The following is a 15000-nucleotide window of genomic DNA, read 5'->3' as shown; positions in this document are numbered from 1 at the left end:
ATCAGCATCAGCATCGGCATCCGCATCCGCATCGGCATCCGCGTCAGCATCGGCATCCGCGTCAGCATCCGCGTCAGCATCCGCATCAGCATCCGCATCAGCATCCGCATCAGCATCCGCATCCGCATCCGCATCCGCATCCGCATCCGCATCAGCATCCGCATCAGCATCAGCATCAGCATCAGCATCAGCGTCCGCATCCGCATCGGCGTCCGCATCGGCGTCCGCATCGGCGTCCGCATCGGAATCGGCATCGGCGTCCGCATCGGAATCGGCATCCGCATCCGCGTCAGCATCCGCGTCAGCATCCGCATCGGCATCCGCGTCAGCATCGGCATCGGCATCCGCATCGGCATCCGCATCCGCATCCGCGTCCGCGTCCGCGTCCGCATCCGCATCCGCATCGGCATCCGCATCGGCATCCGCATCCGCATCCGCATCCGCATCGGCATCCGCATCCGCATCGGCATCCGCATCCGCATCCGCATCCGCATCCGCATCCGCATCCGCATCGGCGTCCGCATCGGCGTCCGCATCGGCATCCGCGTCGGCATCAGCATCAGCATCAGCATCAGCATCAGCATCAGCATCCGCGTCTGCATCGGCATCGGCATCCGCATCGGCATCGGCATCCGCATCGGCGTCAGCATCTGCATCAGCGTCCGCATCCGCATCGGCGTCCGCATCCGCATCCGCATCCGCATCCGCATCGGCATCGGCATCAGCGTCAGCATCCGCATCCGCGTCAGCATCCGCATCCGCATCAGCATCGGCATCCGCATCCGCATCCGCATCCGCATCTGCATCCGCGTCCGCATCGGCGTCAGCATCCGCATCCGCATCCGCATCCGCATCCGCGTCAGCATCGGCATCGGCATCGGCATCTGCATCAGCATCAGCATCCGCATCCGCGTCAGCATCGGCATCGGCATCGGCATCTGCATCTGCATCTGCATCGGCATCTGCATCTGCATCGGCATCGGAATCAGCGTCCGCATCCGTATCGTCGTCAACTGCACCCGGCGGCGTCTGTTCATCCACTACAGCAGGAGCGCTGCCGCCATTACCACCACCGCTCGCGGCAGCAATCCCCGCACCCAGCGCGGCAAGCGCACCCAGGCCCAGGAGGCCGAAGCCCACCAGACCGACACCCGGCGCGGCGACGAGATTCGCGCCGAAACCGTTCAGTTGCGCCGCACCCAGAACCAGAGGCGAGTCCGCGCCATCCACAAGAAAAGCGGCCTCACGATCATCCTCGCCGTCCGCAGCGATATATTCGTGATACGACCCGTCTTCACCCAGGCCGACCAGCTCGCCTTCATTGCCGTAGAAGTCCTCAATGATCAGTTGCGGCTGGTCGAGCTCCGCCCCTTCCAGGCTGACCAGAAGATTCTTGCCGGAGCGTCGCACGGTAATGTTTTCGGGGCCGTGGCCGGTCTTGCTCTCGGCCAGAATGAATTTGCCACCTTTGATGGCGCTTACACGAACGGGAGCGCCTTGCGCGGACCCGCGCAATTCAACAGTCTGCTTGATGGTGCTGCCGTCGACAACGGCCAGCTTCACTGAACTGGTACTCATAGTAGTGCCTCTTTGAGTGCGTATGTTGGCCCACCTGGCCAGCGTATAGATAGAAAATGGCGACATGGCAGTCGCAAGAGTGCTGCTCTACCCCTATTCTTGATGAGTGAGCAATAAAACGAAATATGACGAGTTCGAATTTGACGAGACAGGAACGAGGCATTTCCCGGCACGGGAATCGCGAGCAGCGGTGCCTATGCACGATTGCGTAAGGGCTAAACAGGCAGTTGTCCGACGTTTCTCGTCTGTGCGCCAGACGCAAAAAGGGCCGCCATCCAGAAAGGAAGGCAGCCCATCGCGAAGCCCTGTATCCGGTGCGGCTCTGATTCGCAACACCTAACCGCTGGAGCGCCCGGTCTCCAGCCAGTCAACCAGCGAACCCGCGGATGTGTGCTCCCGCAGTACCGCCGCGTAGCCATCGAACCGGTTCGTCACTTCGCTCACGCTGTTGCCGTAGTGATCGTTCTCCGCAAGGAGCACATCGAGCAGGGTTCGTTTGCCCAGGTGGTACCACTGTTCGAAGAAGGCCTTGCGCACCTGATCGGTTTCAGCGGAGAGGCGTTTGTACTGCTCCGCACGGCTGAGCATGGTGTGCGCATCCTGATCCGCGGTGCGAATGCCATACTCGAGGTCACGCCGCTGCTGGTCGAGGCGCTGCCACGAAGCCTGTGCCCGGTGCCCTGCCGCAGCCGTCGCCGCCTGCGTCGAACCGCCGCGGAATGCCGCCCAGTTGAGCGTCAACATGGTTTGCCATGGCGCACGTTGTCCCGCGCCCGTGCCTCCGATTCCGGCATTCGCATTGACAACCCAATTCACCGACGGCAGGCCCGACGCTTTCACCACTTTGGCATTCAGGTCGGCCGCATTTGCCTCGGACTGAATCTGATGCAAGCTCGGATGAGCATTCACCCGCTCCAGGAGTTGCGGCAGATTGCCCGGTTGGAGCGGCCAGTCGCGCGCGTGCGGAATCGGCGGTACGCTTTCGCCCAGCAGCTTTTGCAACGCCAGTTCCGCATCACGTGCCTTCGCTTGCGCTGAATCGCGCGCAGCTTCAGCCTGCAGCAGACGCGCCTTGGCCTGCGTGAGTTCGCTGCCGCGACCACGGTCGACAGCCACAATTTCGCTGAGCATCTTCACGAGCGTGGCCATACGCTCAACAAATTGCTGGCTCACGTCAACGATCGTGCGCTGCTTGCCCAGTTCAACGAGCGTGCTCGTCACCTCGAACGCATTCTGATTGCGGGCCGCTACATAACTACTGAGCGCGGCATCCGAGAGTTGTTCACGACTTCCGATTGTGTTCTTTGTGCGCCCCCAGTCGTACACCGTTGTCGTGACGTTCGCCGTCACTACGTTCCCGTTGTTGGAGCCATTTCGATTACCGGGACCAAATTGCACACCCTGTGTCTGCGAACCGATGTCAACTTGCGGCCACCGCAAGCCTTTCGCTTCGTCGACGTCTGATTTCGCGGCTTCGTAGGCGGCATACGCCTGCCCGACTTCGGGACTGCGCTTCTCCGCTTCCTCGACGGCGCTCAGGAAGATACGGCGCAGCGTGGCGGAATCCACCGGAGGCCCTCCCTCGCTACTGGACGGTTGCGTTTCGAGCCACTGTGAGAACGTCACCGGAGGAGCATGGCTTCCCGGGGTCGACGGCTGTTTAATCTCGACCGGAGTCGATCTGCTTGCAGTTGCTGCATCGCTCGCCAGCGCCAGATCAGACTTCGTTTGAGCGCCCGCAATGGCACTCGCCGGCAAGGCGAGCACGACCAGCAGCGACGAAACCAGCCATGACAGGGGGCGGAGCCGCAAACCGGAGAGGCCATCCCCGTTGGTGAGGGGCGCGGCAGCCTGTACGTCAGGAAAATCGTTTCGAGTCATGATCGTAACCGGTTAGATTGAAATATGTGGTGCGACACCCGAACCGCAATCCAGACTCAGAAAACAATGAAGCAATGCTCGTCGTTTAAAGGATCGATTCAGCTAATTCGGGTGACCTTGGTGAACGAAACACGAGATTTCGTACTGGCTCCAATTGTCCGGATATCGGTCACCCCGCGAAATCAGACAGCCGCGACAACATAGTGAGACTGGTACGAATTTTTCGTTCGCAGTCTTTCGCAAGCACTGATTTCCGCGCGCGATTGTCTGACCAGATAGGGCTGCCCGTATCGACAGTGGCCAACCCATTGCTCGCCTATTTTCATCGAACCGTTGGCGCGAGAGCGGCGTGTTGAACAGGCGTGCGGCGAGGTGCGGATAGGGCACGTTCATGGCTGTGCCGAACAGTGAAGTTGTCACACGATTTCCTGCCGCAGTCGAAATTCCTGGGAGCAGCATCATTTCTGACTGGTTCGATACAATGCAAAATGTTATTCCCGTACCATCTCATTTATGTTCTTGAGATTCGCACGGAGATAGCCATGAAGCCTTTCTCTCTGATTGAATTTTCGAACTCGCACAGCCATGCAAGCATCGCGAACCATGCCCATCCGTCTCGTTCCCGTGGGCATGCTGTCGGTGCTGCGAAATCTGTTTGGCGCGCGTCGTGAATTCGCGACGAGGAGTATTCTTCGGCAAGGTGCCGCAACACGTTGACGTCGCCCGGCCACTCGCCGCGGTCAGTCCCGTGCAGGCATTATCAGATAGGCATTGGTTGCTCCGGCAACGTACGGCCGTGCCTTGATTTCCATGCGCGCAATGCCTTGCAAATGCACTTCATCTGGACCGTCGGCAAAGCGCAGCGCGCGTGCCCAGGTCCAGTTGTCGGCCAATGGCGTATCAGGGCTCAGTCCCATCGCACCGAAAACCTGCATCGCTCGCTCGCAAACATTGGCGTACACCGTTGGCACGAGCGCCTTGATCATCGAGATCTCCTTGCGCGCTTCTTTGGCCCCAACCCGGTCGATCATCCAGGCCGCCTTCAGCACGAGCAGCCTCGCCTGCTCGATTTCGATGCGCGACTTCGCGATCCATTCGCCGACCGCGCCGTGCTCATGCAGCGCCTTGCCGAACGTCGTGCGCGACTGAGCGCGCTCGACCATCAATTCGAGAGCAAGCTCGGCCGCGCCGATCGAGCGCATGCAGTGGTGGATGCGCCCCGGTCCAAGACGCGCCTGAGCCAGCGCGAAACCGCTGCCCTCTTCACCGAGCAGATTGGCTGCCGGTACCCGAACATCGCGGAACACGATCTCGCAGTGCCCTTCCGGCGCAACGTGATTGACCACCGTTATGTTGCGCACGATCTCGACACCTGCGGTGTCCCTGGGGACGAGAATCATGCTCTGCTGCCGGTGCGCTGGTGCCTGCTGGTCGGTCTTGCCCATCACGATGAACAACTTGCAATGGGGATGCGCGGCGTTCGTGATGAACCATTTGTGGCCGTTGATCACATAGTCGTCGCCGTCCCGGCGAATCGAGGTCGTAATGTTGGTCGCATCCGAAGACGCGACCTCAGGTTCCGTCATCGCGAAAGCCGAGCGAATCCTGCCATCGAGCAACGGCGTCAGCCACTGGTCACGCTGGGCAGGCGTAGCGAACATGTGCAGCAGTTCCATGTTGCCGGTGTCGGGCGCGTTGCAGTTGAAGACTTCCGACGCCCACGACACCCGCCCCATGATTTCCGCGAGCGGCGCGTATTCCAGATTGGTCAGCCGCGTGCCCGGCTCGTCGTCCCGCAGATACGGCAGGAACAGGTTCCACAGGCCCTCGGCACGAGCCTGCTCCTTGAGCGACTCCATGAACGACACAGGGTACTGCCCCTGGTTCACCTCATCGTGCCACTGCCGGATGCGCGGGACGATGTGTTTATCCATGAAGGCGCGCAACTGCTCGCACAACGCTTCGACCTTGGGGGTATAGCCAAAATCCATGATGATTCTTCCTTGCAAAATGTCCGCTTGAAACGACTGAGACCGTGCCTGCCGCCAATGGCTAGATCGTCAAACCGCCGTCGACGACAATGCATTCGCCGTTCGTATAACTGGCCGCACCAGAAACCAGATACAGCACCGTTCCCGCCATTTCGCGGGGCTCCGCGTGGCGGCGCAGTGGAATCTTCGAGAGCCAACGATCATAAGTTTCCTGATCCTCGAACAGGGCGCCGGCGAAACGGGTCTTCGTCAACCCTGGCAGCAGCGCGTTCACGCGGATACCCAGCGGGCCGCACTCCTTCGCGAACGCACGCGTCATATTGACGACGGCGGCTTTCGTGATCGAGTAGATGGCCTGTTTGTCGCCCGGTTGCAGCGCGTTGACCGACGCGGTATTGACGATAGCCCCGCCGCCGTTATCGCGCATCAGCTTGCCTGCCTCGACAGACATGAAGAAGTAGCCGCGCAGGTTCACCTCGACTGTCTTTTCGAACGCCGCCAGATCGGTATCGAGCACATGCCCAAAATACGGATTTGCGCCGGCGTTATTGACCAGAATATCCAGGCGCCCGTGCTGGCTGCGGATGGTCTGGAATGCAAGAAGAATGTCGTCAACCCGGCCGACGTGGCATGCAAGCGCCTGCGCGCTCCCGCCGGCCGACCGGATCCCGCCGACCACACCTTCACAGTCCTCCAGCTTGCGGCTCGAGACAATCACATGCGCGCCCTGCTCGGCGAGCAGCTTCGCAATTTCCTCGCCAATGCCGCGGCTCGCACCGGTCACGAGCGCAATCTTTCCCGTCAGATCAAATAAATTCGTCGTCACAACTGTCTCCAATATTCGGGGTCACCTGAATCCTGCCGATTCCTCACACACGCCACCAACGCGTGCACATCCCGTCCGCATCAAAGGTCAACGAAGATCAACGCCCATCTGCGCGAGCGTACCGGCCATCTCACCAACCTGGCGCGCCTTGTCGCTCGACGCATTGCCGTCCAGCGCCCGCTTCTTGACGCCCTGCGCGATCGCTGCGAGCCGGAAGAAGCTGAACGCCAGGTAGAAGTTCCAGTCTGCGATTGACGAAATCCCGCGACGCCGGCAGTAGCGCTCAACCAGGGCCGGTTCGTCGGGAATGCCCAGTGAGTTGCGATTCAGCCCGCCGAGCCCGGTGATATACCCCTCAGGGGGCAGCCGCAGGCACATGCAGAAGTACGCTAGGTCTGCCAGCGGGTTGCCGAGCGTTGACAATTCCCAGTCGAGAATCGCGCGGACTGTTGGCGCGTTTTGCTCGAATATGAGGTTATCGAGGCGAAAATCGCCGTGCACCAGCGACGGTCGATCCGATTCGGCAGGACAATGCGCGGGCAGCCACTCGATCAACGCGTCCACCGCCGGCAGCGTCCCGGTCTCCGCGGCGCGATACTGCTTGGTCCATACACCGATCTGACGCTCGAAATAGTTGCCGCTGCGGCCATAGTCCGACAGCCCGACTGCATCAACGTCCACGTCATGCAGGACTGCCATCGTTTCGATCAGCGATTCATAAAGCGAGCCGCGCTCGCCGGCCGCCATTTCTGGCAGCGCCGGATTCCAGAAAATGCGCCCTTCCTTGTAGCTCATCACGTAGAACAGGCTGCCGATCACATCGCGATCTTCGCAAAGATGCAACGCTCGGGCGACCGGCACCGGTGTATTTGCAAGTGCGGCCAGCACGCGGAATTCACGGTCGACGGCATGCGCCGATTTCAGCAACGTTCCCGGCGGCTGCCGGCGTAGCACGTAGCGGCCGCTGCGCGCGTGCAGCAGGAACGTCGGATTCGACTGCCCACCGGCGAATTTCTCCACGGTCATGGGGCCTTCGAAACCCGGCACGTGCGACGCGAGGTAGTGGGAGAGTTTGTCGGCGTCGAAATAAAGGTTATCGTTCATGAGGTGCAAAACATCCTGAAACGGGGTCAACCATAGGTGACGAATTCGCGGCGCTCGGGGCGATCGAGGTGAGGCACGTAATTGAAGCTGGCTAGCGACATCGCATCAGCGTTGAAGAAATACTGGCAGACGCTGCTGTTTCGCATCTGCATGTTGAGCGCGATGGCGGTGGCGTCCGGCGCCTGCAACACCTGCTGTGCGACAACCGCGATCGGGCCGCCCGAACTGACCAGCAGCACGCGTTGACCACCGCCGCGCTGGATCGCTAGCCGCGCATCCCGAACGTGCCCCTGAAACTGCTGCCACGTCTCCGGGACGGGACCGGGAAGCCGGTCTTCCGACCACAGGTGGAGCACCTGCTTGAGACCGACGTAGAAGTCTCCCTTAGTGCCTTGCGCGAGCGCGCTCAATGCCGGGTTGTCGTCACCCGCCGCCCGATAGAGCGCATCGAAGTCGTATTCATTCAGTCCGGCATGTTGCGTCATCTCGACGACAGGACTGCCCAATCCTTCAAGAATCGCATCCGCCGTCTGCCGATGGCGCCGCATCGTGCCAATGACGACGCGATCGAAACACAGTTTGGAATCGGCAAAGTATTCGCCAAGCCAACGCGCCTGGCGCGTTCCGATGTCTGAGAGCCGGTCATAGTTCTCGGCGCCGAAGGACGCCTGGCCATGCCGTATCAAATGGAGTTCTGCCATGCGATCCCTCATAGGTCCTGATCGACAGCATACGCAGCTCGATATCATTCCAAAAATTTATTATTGTGATTACGCGTCATAAAATATGGTGATAACACTACCCCGCTATGCGCTCGTCTCTCCCATCAGGCGGGTGACCTGTTCTCGCAACCAGCGATGCGCCGGATCTTCAGCGGCACTGCGGTGCCAGTAACAGCGCGACTCCATCTCGGGCAGGTCGAACGGCAGCTCGAGGATGCGGGCATCGTAGCGTTGCAGCAGCATGAGCGGTGCGGTCAGCACGAGGTCCGTACGCATTGCGATCAACGGTGCAACCAGGTAGTGCTGCACGCGCGTCAGGATCGTTCGCCTGACGCCGAGCTTGTTGAGTTCGGCGTCGACGAGCCCCAGGCCTTGCCGCCGGCTCGAGACGTGGATATGGCCGAGCCTGAGGTAATCGTCCATCGACAGTTTCTTGCGTGCGAACGGTTGATCGTGGCGCAGCATGCACGCATATCGATCCCGGCCCAGCGGCGCCTGTTCGAGGTGAGGGTCATCGATCAGAGGGGCGTCGATGGCGAGATTCACGGCGCCGTTGGCCAGCGCATCCGGAATGTTGCTTCGGGGAGTGAAGTAGCTTTCAATACGGATGCCCGGGGCCAGCCGCTGCAACACCTCTTCCAGCCCGGGCAGCAACAGCGCTTCGGTCAGGTCTGTCATGCTGAGCCGGAACACGCGTTCAGAAGCCGCCGGGTCGAACTGCTCGCCCGCGTGCGCGCTCGAGTCAAGCAGCTGCAGCGCTTCGCGCACCCGCCCAATGATGTTCTCCGTGAGGGGCGTCGGCGCCATGCCGGTCGAGGTGCTGACAAATAGCGGATCGTTGAGCGATTTGCGCATGCGCGCCAGCGCATTGCTGACGGCGGGTTGCGTGATGAAGAGCATCTCCGCGGCGCGCGTGAGATTGCGCGTCCTGTAGATCGCCTCGAAAACGACGAACAGATTCAGATCGATCTTTGACAAAGGCACGATGGCATTTCCTGATCGACGCTGCCGGACCCTGGTGGCGCGGTTCGCGACCACCTTTCTCTTGCAGTCCTTGCGCCGGCGCGGCATCGCCGCGCCGCATGGCGCCTTAGCTCGTTTCCGCGTGCAGCATCTCGGAACAGGCTTCGCTGGCGACCAGCTCGCGAATGTTGTTGGCAAAGCGCTGCAAAGCATGCAGGGATCCGTACACGCTCTTGTACTCTTCACGGCCGATCCGGCCTTCGAGCACGAGCAGCATACCCGAGTCGTTCGCAATCTTTTCGATATCCATCGCAACCTCCACTCAAATGTCGACGCATGCGCCGGCTTTCCTTACCCGGCCTACAGACAAGCTCGCATTGCCGGCCGCCGCGGCTCGGGAGGAAACACGCACCACGATCCGTCGTCGTGGCGGAAAAAGAAAATCGCCAGGGCTCCCGACGCCCGAAGCGACTCCACACGTACACATCGCATAGACCGCGACTTCGCGTAATTCATCCGGGTCAAACTGATCGGCGAGGCCGGCGTGGGGGCAAGCCATTTCTCGATCAGGCTTCGCAAAGACTCTACGTTGCTGCTCATTTCCTACTCCTTTACCTTCAGCACCCACGGCCGGCGATCTACCGGGCTCCTGCCATCAGCGTCCGTGCCCGACACACCGCCTATATGAAACGTTACTAAACATAGGTCATGATACAAAATAATGGCGAACAAAATAGACAGGGGATACCCTGTCTTTTCTGGCCGCCGTGGTGGCATTCCGGTTGCTAGCCGTTTCTTACGTCCGACGATTCCTCCAGCACGAGGAAGATGGCGGTCTCCATGAAACTCGCGTCGAGCGCCTTGGCATTATCAGCGCCCGAAACCCTGGTCGCCCAAGCTCAGGTCGCTGTGCCGCATGCCTGCGAGCGGACCTCGAAGACTGCAATCGCACACCGCTGGGCGGCGACCTGGTCCTCCAGCGAGAGCGCCGCCTGCGCGGCCTGCTCGACCACGGCAGCATTGTTGCGGAGCACCTGATCCATGCGATTCACCGCATCGTTCACCTGCCCGATCCCGCCGCGCTGTTCTTCTGAAGCTTCGAAGATGCTGTCGTTGATTTCGACCACGCGCTGGATCGCACGCCGAACGTCCTCCATGGCACGTGCCACCCGGTCGGCATGTGCGGCCCCGCCCGAGATGGACTCGACCGAGTTGCTGACCAACACCTTGATTTCCTTCGCCGCATTAGCCGCCCGTTGCGCGAGGCTGCGCACCTCCCCTGCGACGACAGCGAACCCCCTGCCGTGCTCACCGGCACGCGCCGCCTCGACGGCGGCGTTCAGCGCAAGAATATTGGTCTGAAACGCGATCCCTTCGATCAGCGCGGTGATTTCCACGATCTTCGCCGAGCTGGCCGAAATCGTGCCCATCGTGCCGCGCATCTGCTCGACCGCCGCCGCGCTCGTATCGGCCGCGAGCGACGCCGCGTTGGCACACTCCGCAGCCTGGCGAACATGATCCGCATTGCGTTGAACCGACAGGATCAGGTCGCCCATGCTCGCCGCAGTTTCCTCAAGCGAGGAAACCTGCCGCCTCGAGCCAGACGATAGGTCCGCGCTGCCTTCCGCTATCTGGCTCGATGCACGCTGGATCGCATCACTCGACCCCTTGATCGTATGCACAACGGTGCGACCGATTGCGTCGGACAACGCGTCGCCGGTTTCAGTCAGTTCGTCGATCGAGAAGGCCGCCATGTCCAGATTGCCGGAGCGAAGCACCTCGACAATGTCGTCGGATTGCGTCCGGAAGGCGGCCAGGACCTTCGCTACCCGGTCGGCCAGTCTAAGCTCATCCGTCGTCGCGATCTTTGCCGGATAGTAGTCACGCCAAGCCACATCGAGCTTCTTCTGCTCCTTGCCGATATCTGCCACGAGATCCGCCGCCCTCTCCTGTTCGTGCAACGCCTGGATGTAACGCATCTGCAGGCGGATCTTCAGCGCCGCCGCTTGCATCGCGGCGAGATCTTCGATCGGCACGGTACTCGCCGAATACATGCTGCCCATGTCGGCGCTGAGCCTTGCGAGACCGCGCAGACCCATGAGACCGATAACCACCATCAGCGCCACGCAGACGCTGAGCGTCAGCATGACCTTGAACCGGATTGTCCCCGCGAAAGCTCCCATACGGCCAGCCTTTTACTTTCGTTTTACGAACTATCTGGTTTTGCCGTCCTGCTGCCGCGCCTCTTACTGGCGTTGCCATGTGACGCTTCAGAAACCGCCGATACGGTCGGCTACGTCAGGCTTTCCTGCTATAGGCACTGCACCAGCCCTTGCCCGCGACCTGCTTGCCTCCGAACATCGGGCAAGCCGCGAACGCGTCGCTCGGCTTGCCCTGATAGAAGGTGCAATTCCCGCAGATCTGACCGGCCGCGTACTTCGCGTACCTCGCCTTGTCGACCTTGGTCGCGTCGGACTTGTAGCCGAGTGCCTGAGCCGTGGAGTCAGTGTCCGATAACTTTGGCGAATCGGCGAATGCAAGGCTCGAAAGTGCCAGACTCGAAGCGACACCGGCGGTCGTGATCATAAAAGTACGGCGAGATGTTTTCATGCAGGTCGTTACGCCGCCTTAACCATATCCTCGATCACCTTCTTCGCATCACCGAACACCATCATCGTCTTGTCCATGTAGAACAGGTCGTTGTCGAGCCCGGCGTAGCCCGCTGCCATCGAACGCTTGTTGACGATCACCGTGCGCGCTTTATAAGCCTCGATGATCGGCATGCCCGCGATCGGCGAGTTCGGATCGTTCTTCGCCGCCGGATTCACCACGTCGTTCGCGCCGAGCACCAGCACCACGTCGACCTGGCCGAACTCGCCGTTGATATCGTCCATTTCATAGACCATGTCGTAGGCGACTTCGGCTTCGGCGAGCAGCACGTTCATGTGTCCCGGCATCCGGCCGGCCACCGGGTGAATCGCGTACTTCACCTCGATACCCTTCTCGACGAGCTTGTCGGTCAACTCCTTCAATGCATGCTGCGCGCGCGCCACGGCCAGCCCGTAACCCGGCACGATCACCACGGTTTCGGCATTGCCGAGCATGAAGGCCGCATCGTCGGCCGAACCGGATTTCACCGGACGCTGCTCGGCCGAACCACCTGCGGCCGCCGCGCCCGCCTCGTTGCCGAAGCCGCCCAGAATCACGTTGAAGAACGAGCGGTTCATCGCCCGGCACATGATGTACGACAGGATCGCACCGGATGAGCCGACCAGCGAACCCGCGATGATCAGCATCGGATTGTTCAGCGAGAAGCCGATGCCCGCCGCCGCCCAGCCCGAGTACGAGTTGAGCATGGACACCACCACCGGCATATCCGCACCGCCGATCGGAATAATGATCAGCACGCCCAGCACGAACGCGATCAGCGTCATGATGATGAACGGCAGCCACGACTGCGTGAGGAAGAACAGAATGCCGAAGCCGAGCATCGCCAGTGCCAGCATCAGGTTGATCAGATGCTGGCCGCCGTACACGACCGGCGCGCCCTGAAACAGCCGGAACCTGTACTTGCCCGACAGCTTGCCGAACGCGATCACCGAACCCGAGAACGTGATCGCGCCGACGAACGTGCCGATGAACAGCTCGATACGGTTACCGTACGGCAGGAAACCCGGCGCCGTATTCTCCGGATCGACGAGGCCGAACGCGGCCGGCTCCGACACCACCGCATACGCGATACACACGGCCGCGAGACCGATCAGCGAGTGCATGGCCGCGACCAGTTCCGGCATCTTGGTCATCTCGACGCGCGCGGCGACGAACGCGCCCACCGCGCCGCCGACCACCAGCGCGACCAGCAGCAGACCGAGACCCAGAACGAGGTTCGAGCCGAGCCCGTTCGCCTGCTTGATGATCAGCGCGATGGTGGTGAGGATCGCGATCGCCATCCCGGCCATGCCGAAGGTATTGCCGATGCGCGCCGTCTTCGGATTCGACAGCCCTTTAAGCGCCTGGATGAAGCAGACCGACGCGACCAGATAAAGCAGCGTGACGACGTTCAGACTCATTACGCGTTCTCCCTGGTCGTGGATTGTGCCTTGTCAGCGGGGAGCTTCTTCGGCTCTTTCTTGCGGAACATCTCCAGCATTCGTCGTGTGACGAGAAAGCCGCCGAACACGTTGACCGCTGCGAGTGCAACGGCAAGCGTGCCGAAGAACTTGCCGGGCGTGCCCAAAGTCAGGCCCGCGGCGAGCATTGCGCCGACGATCACGATCGCCGAAATCGCGTTGGTCACGGCCATCAGCGGCGTGTGCAGCGCGGGCGTGACGTTCCAGACCACGTGGTAGCCGATGTAAATCGCCAGCACGAAAATGATCAGATTGATGACGGTGTGGTTGACGACTTCCATCGCCGTTCTCCTTTAGTGGTTGCTCAGGCCTTGCGCGTGACTTCGCCGTCACGGGCCAGCAGCGTGGCCGCGACGATGTCGTCCGCGAGATCGATGGTGAGTGTCCCTTCCTTCGTGATGATCAGCTTGAGGAAGTCGAGCAGATTGCGCGCGTATAAAGACGACGCGTCGGCGGGCACCATCGAGGCCAGATTCGTATAGCCGACGATGATCACACCATGTTTCGTGACGACCTGGTCCGCTTCGGTCAGCGGACAGTTGCCGCCGCGCCGGCCTTCATACTCCGCGCCGCGTCCGGCGGCGAGATCCACCAGTACGGAGCCGGGTTTCATCGCCTGCACGGTTTCCACTGAAATCAAGGTCGGCGCGGCGCGGCCCGGAATCAACGCGGTGGAGATCACCACGTCCGCCTGTTTGGCGCGCTCGTGGACCAGCGCCGACTGGCGTTGCAGCCATGAAGGCGGCATCGGCCGCGCATAGCCGCCGACGCCTTGCGCGGCTTCGCGCTCCTCGCCGGTTTCGTAGGGCACGTCGAGAAACTTCGCACCGAGCGACTCGATCTGCTCTTTCACGGCCGGCCGCACGTCCGACGCCTCGATCACCGCACCCAGACGCTTGGCGGTCGCGATCGCCTGCAAGCCCGCGACGCCAGCGCCGAGAATCAGCACGCGCGCGGCCTTCACGGTGCCGGCCGCGGTCATCAGCATCGGCATGAAGCGCGGATAGAGCGTGGCGGCCAATAAAACCGCCTTGTAGCCCGCAATGTTCGCCTGCGACGACAGCACGTCGAGACTTTGTGCTCGCGTGGTGCGTGGCGCGGCTTCGAGCGCGAAGGCGGTGACACCCGCGGAGGCGAGCTTCGATGAGTTTTCGGTATTGAACGGATCGAGCATGCCGACCAGCACCGCGCCGCGTTTGAGCAACGGCAATTCGGCGTCGGTGGGCGACTGGACCTTCAGGACGAGATCGGCGCCGAACGCGGTCGCCGCGTCGACGATCTCCGCGCCGGCGGCCGTAAAGGCATCGTCAGGAAAGCTGGCGCCGGTGCCGGCGCCGCTCTGGATCGTGACCCGGTGGCCCTGGGTCACATACTTCCTGACCGTTTCGGGCGTCGCGGCGACGCGGGTTTCGTGCGCGCGCGTCTCGGCTGGCACTCCGATGTGCATATACCCTCTTTCGACGTCGTGGGAACGTTTTATTAAATGAAACGAGCCAGATTTGCCGTCACGCGAGACGGCAAATCCGCATCACAGGGACAAGTTGACAATGTCCGCATACGAACTAGCGAGCAGCTACTCTGCGAGCACCGTTTCCGACGAACAACTGACGTGGACGACCAATCTTCTGTTCCGGATCGGCGATCATTTCGTTCCACTGCGCAATCCAGCCGACCGTACGCGCCATCGCGAAGATACACGTGAACATCGAGGTCGGAATGCCCAGCGCGCGCTGCACGATACCCGAGTAGAAGTCGACGTTCGGGTACAGCTTGCGCGACACGAAGTATTCGTCTTCGAGCGCGAT

General features: G+C 61.3%; 15 protein-coding genes (1 of these 15 only partly in view). 1 reads left to right on the top strand and 14 read right to left on the bottom strand.

What is annotated here, in order from left to right; translation table 11 throughout:
* Positions 1 to 1037 carry part of the coding region annotated (locus HDG32_RS36065) for a hypothetical protein (RefSeq protein ID WP_221307972.1) on the bottom strand (this coding region is incomplete at its 3' end). 1184 nt of the annotated region lie to the left of the window's left edge, so 1037 of the 2221 annotated nt are shown.
* Positions 1038 to 1188: 151 nt separating this feature from the next.
* Between HDG32_RS36065 and HDG32_RS36060 the strand changes: the two genes are divergently transcribed.
* The gene (locus HDG32_RS36060; protein ID WP_221307971.1) at positions 1189 to 1566 is read left to right on the top strand and encodes a hypothetical protein; all 378 of its coding nucleotides are present in this window, start codon (positions 1189 to 1191) and stop codon (positions 1564 to 1566) included.
* 348 nt (positions 1567 to 1914) lie between these two features.
* Here the strand turns inward: HDG32_RS36060 and HDG32_RS35350 are convergent, their stop codons facing one another.
* From HDG32_RS35350 to HDG32_RS35290, 13 genes are all read right to left on the bottom strand, one after another.
* Positions 1915 to 3459 carry a TolC family protein gene (locus HDG32_RS35350; protein WP_221307970.1) on the bottom strand — a complete coding sequence of 515 codons (1545 nt, stop codon included), beginning with the start codon at positions 3457 to 3459 and terminating at the stop codon, positions 1915 to 1917.
* 740 nt (positions 3460 to 4199) lie between these two features.
* Positions 4200 to 5450, bottom strand: a complete 1251-nt coding sequence (locus HDG32_RS35345; protein WP_184074424.1) for an acyl-CoA dehydrogenase family protein — start codon at positions 5448 to 5450, stop codon at positions 4200 to 4202.
* A gap of 61 nt (positions 5451 to 5511) precedes the next feature.
* Entirely contained in the window at positions 5512 to 6276 is a 765-nt protein-coding gene (locus HDG32_RS35340; RefSeq protein WP_184074422.1) for an SDR family oxidoreductase, read from the bottom strand.
* 87 nt (positions 6277 to 6363) lie between these two features.
* Positions 6364 to 7380 (bottom strand): phosphotransferase, encoded by a 1017-nt coding sequence (locus HDG32_RS35335; protein WP_184074420.1) that lies wholly within the window; start codon positions 7378 to 7380, stop codon positions 6364 to 6366.
* A gap of 26 nt (positions 7381 to 7406) precedes the next feature.
* The gene (locus tag HDG32_RS35330) at positions 7407 to 8081 is read right to left on the bottom strand and encodes a histidine phosphatase family protein (protein WP_184074429.1); all 675 of its coding nucleotides are present in this window, start codon (positions 8079 to 8081) and stop codon (positions 7407 to 7409) included.
* Positions 8082 to 8186: 105 nt separating this feature from the next.
* Positions 8187 to 9086 (bottom strand): LysR family transcriptional regulator, encoded by a 900-nt coding sequence (locus HDG32_RS35325; protein ID WP_184074427.1) that lies wholly within the window; start codon positions 9084 to 9086, stop codon positions 8187 to 8189.
* A 106-nt stretch (positions 9087 to 9192) separates the two neighbouring features.
* Entirely contained in the window at positions 9193 to 9375 is a 183-nt protein-coding gene (locus HDG32_RS35320; RefSeq protein ID WP_184074418.1) for a hypothetical protein, read from the bottom strand.
* 589 nt (positions 9376 to 9964) lie between these two features.
* Positions 9965 to 11248 carry a methyl-accepting chemotaxis protein gene (locus tag HDG32_RS35315; protein WP_260336717.1) on the bottom strand — a complete coding sequence of 428 codons (1284 nt, stop codon included), beginning with the start codon at positions 11246 to 11248 and terminating at the stop codon, positions 9965 to 9967.
* 115 nt (positions 11249 to 11363) lie between these two features.
* A complete protein-coding gene (locus HDG32_RS35310) occupies positions 11364 to 11675 on the bottom strand; it encodes a high-potential iron-sulfur protein (protein WP_184074414.1) in 312 nt (103 codons plus the stop codon).
* Positions 11676 to 11683: 8 nt separating this feature from the next.
* Positions 11684 to 13135, bottom strand: a complete 1452-nt coding sequence (locus tag HDG32_RS35305; protein WP_184074412.1) for an NAD(P)(+) transhydrogenase (Re/Si-specific) subunit beta — start codon at positions 13133 to 13135, stop codon at positions 11684 to 11686.
* Positions 13135 to 13476, bottom strand: coding sequence for an NAD(P) transhydrogenase subunit alpha (locus HDG32_RS35300; protein ID WP_184074410.1), 342 nt, complete (start codon positions 13474 to 13476; stop codon positions 13135 to 13137). Before HDG32_RS35300 ends, HDG32_RS35305 begins: the two co-directional genes overlap by 1 nt.
* Before the next feature lie 23 nt (positions 13477 to 13499).
* A complete protein-coding gene (locus HDG32_RS35295) occupies positions 13500 to 14642 on the bottom strand; it encodes a Re/Si-specific NAD(P)(+) transhydrogenase subunit alpha (protein WP_184074408.1) in 1143 nt (380 codons plus the stop codon).
* 115 nt (positions 14643 to 14757) lie between these two features.
* A partial coding sequence (locus tag HDG32_RS35290) for a citrate/2-methylcitrate synthase (protein ID WP_311540590.1) occupies positions 14758 to 15000 on the bottom strand: 243 nt, incomplete at its 5' end.

The organism is Paraburkholderia sp. CI2 (assembly GCF_014201055.1).
Lineage (GTDB): Bacteria > Pseudomonadota > Gammaproteobacteria > Burkholderiales > Burkholderiaceae > Paraburkholderia > Paraburkholderia tuberum.
Note: the sequence above shows the minus strand (reverse complement) of the source record. Positions and strands in the feature narration are given on the sequence as shown.

Excerpts from the sequence above, each read along its gene's own strand:
- HDG32_RS35330 (WP_184074429.1), bottom strand. The coding sequence starts at position 8,081 with ATGGCAGAACTCCATTTGATACGGCATGGCCAGGCGTCCTTCGGCGCC.
- HDG32_RS35315 (WP_260336717.1), bottom strand. The coding sequence starts at position 11,248 with ATGGGAGCTTTCGCGGGGACAATCCGGTTCAAGGTCATGCTGACGCTC.
- HDG32_RS35310 (WP_184074414.1), bottom strand. The coding sequence starts at position 11,675 with ATGAAAACATCTCGCCGTACTTTTATGATCACGACCGCCGGTGTCGCT.
- HDG32_RS35305 (WP_184074412.1), bottom strand. The coding sequence starts at position 13,135 with ATGAGTCTGAACGTCGTCACGCTGCTTTATCTGGTCGCGTCGGTCTGC.
- HDG32_RS35335 (WP_184074420.1), bottom strand. The coding sequence starts at position 7,380 with ATGAACGATAACCTTTATTTCGACGCCGACAAACTCTCCCACTACCTC.
- HDG32_RS35350 (WP_221307970.1), bottom strand. The coding sequence starts at position 3,459 with ATGACTCGAAACGATTTTCCTGACGTACAGGCTGCCGCGCCCCTCACC.
- HDG32_RS35300 (WP_184074410.1), bottom strand. The coding sequence starts at position 13,476 with ATGGAAGTCGTCAACCACACCGTCATCAATCTGATCATTTTCGTGCTG.
- HDG32_RS35320 (WP_184074418.1), bottom strand. The coding sequence starts at position 9,375 with ATGGATATCGAAAAGATTGCGAACGACTCGGGTATGCTGCTCGTGCTC.
- HDG32_RS35345 (WP_184074424.1), bottom strand. The coding sequence starts at position 5,450 with ATGGATTTTGGCTATACCCCCAAGGTCGAAGCGTTGTGCGAGCAGTTG.
- HDG32_RS35295 (WP_184074408.1), bottom strand. The coding sequence starts at position 14,642 with ATGCACATCGGAGTGCCAGCCGAGACGCGCGCGCACGAAACCCGCGTC.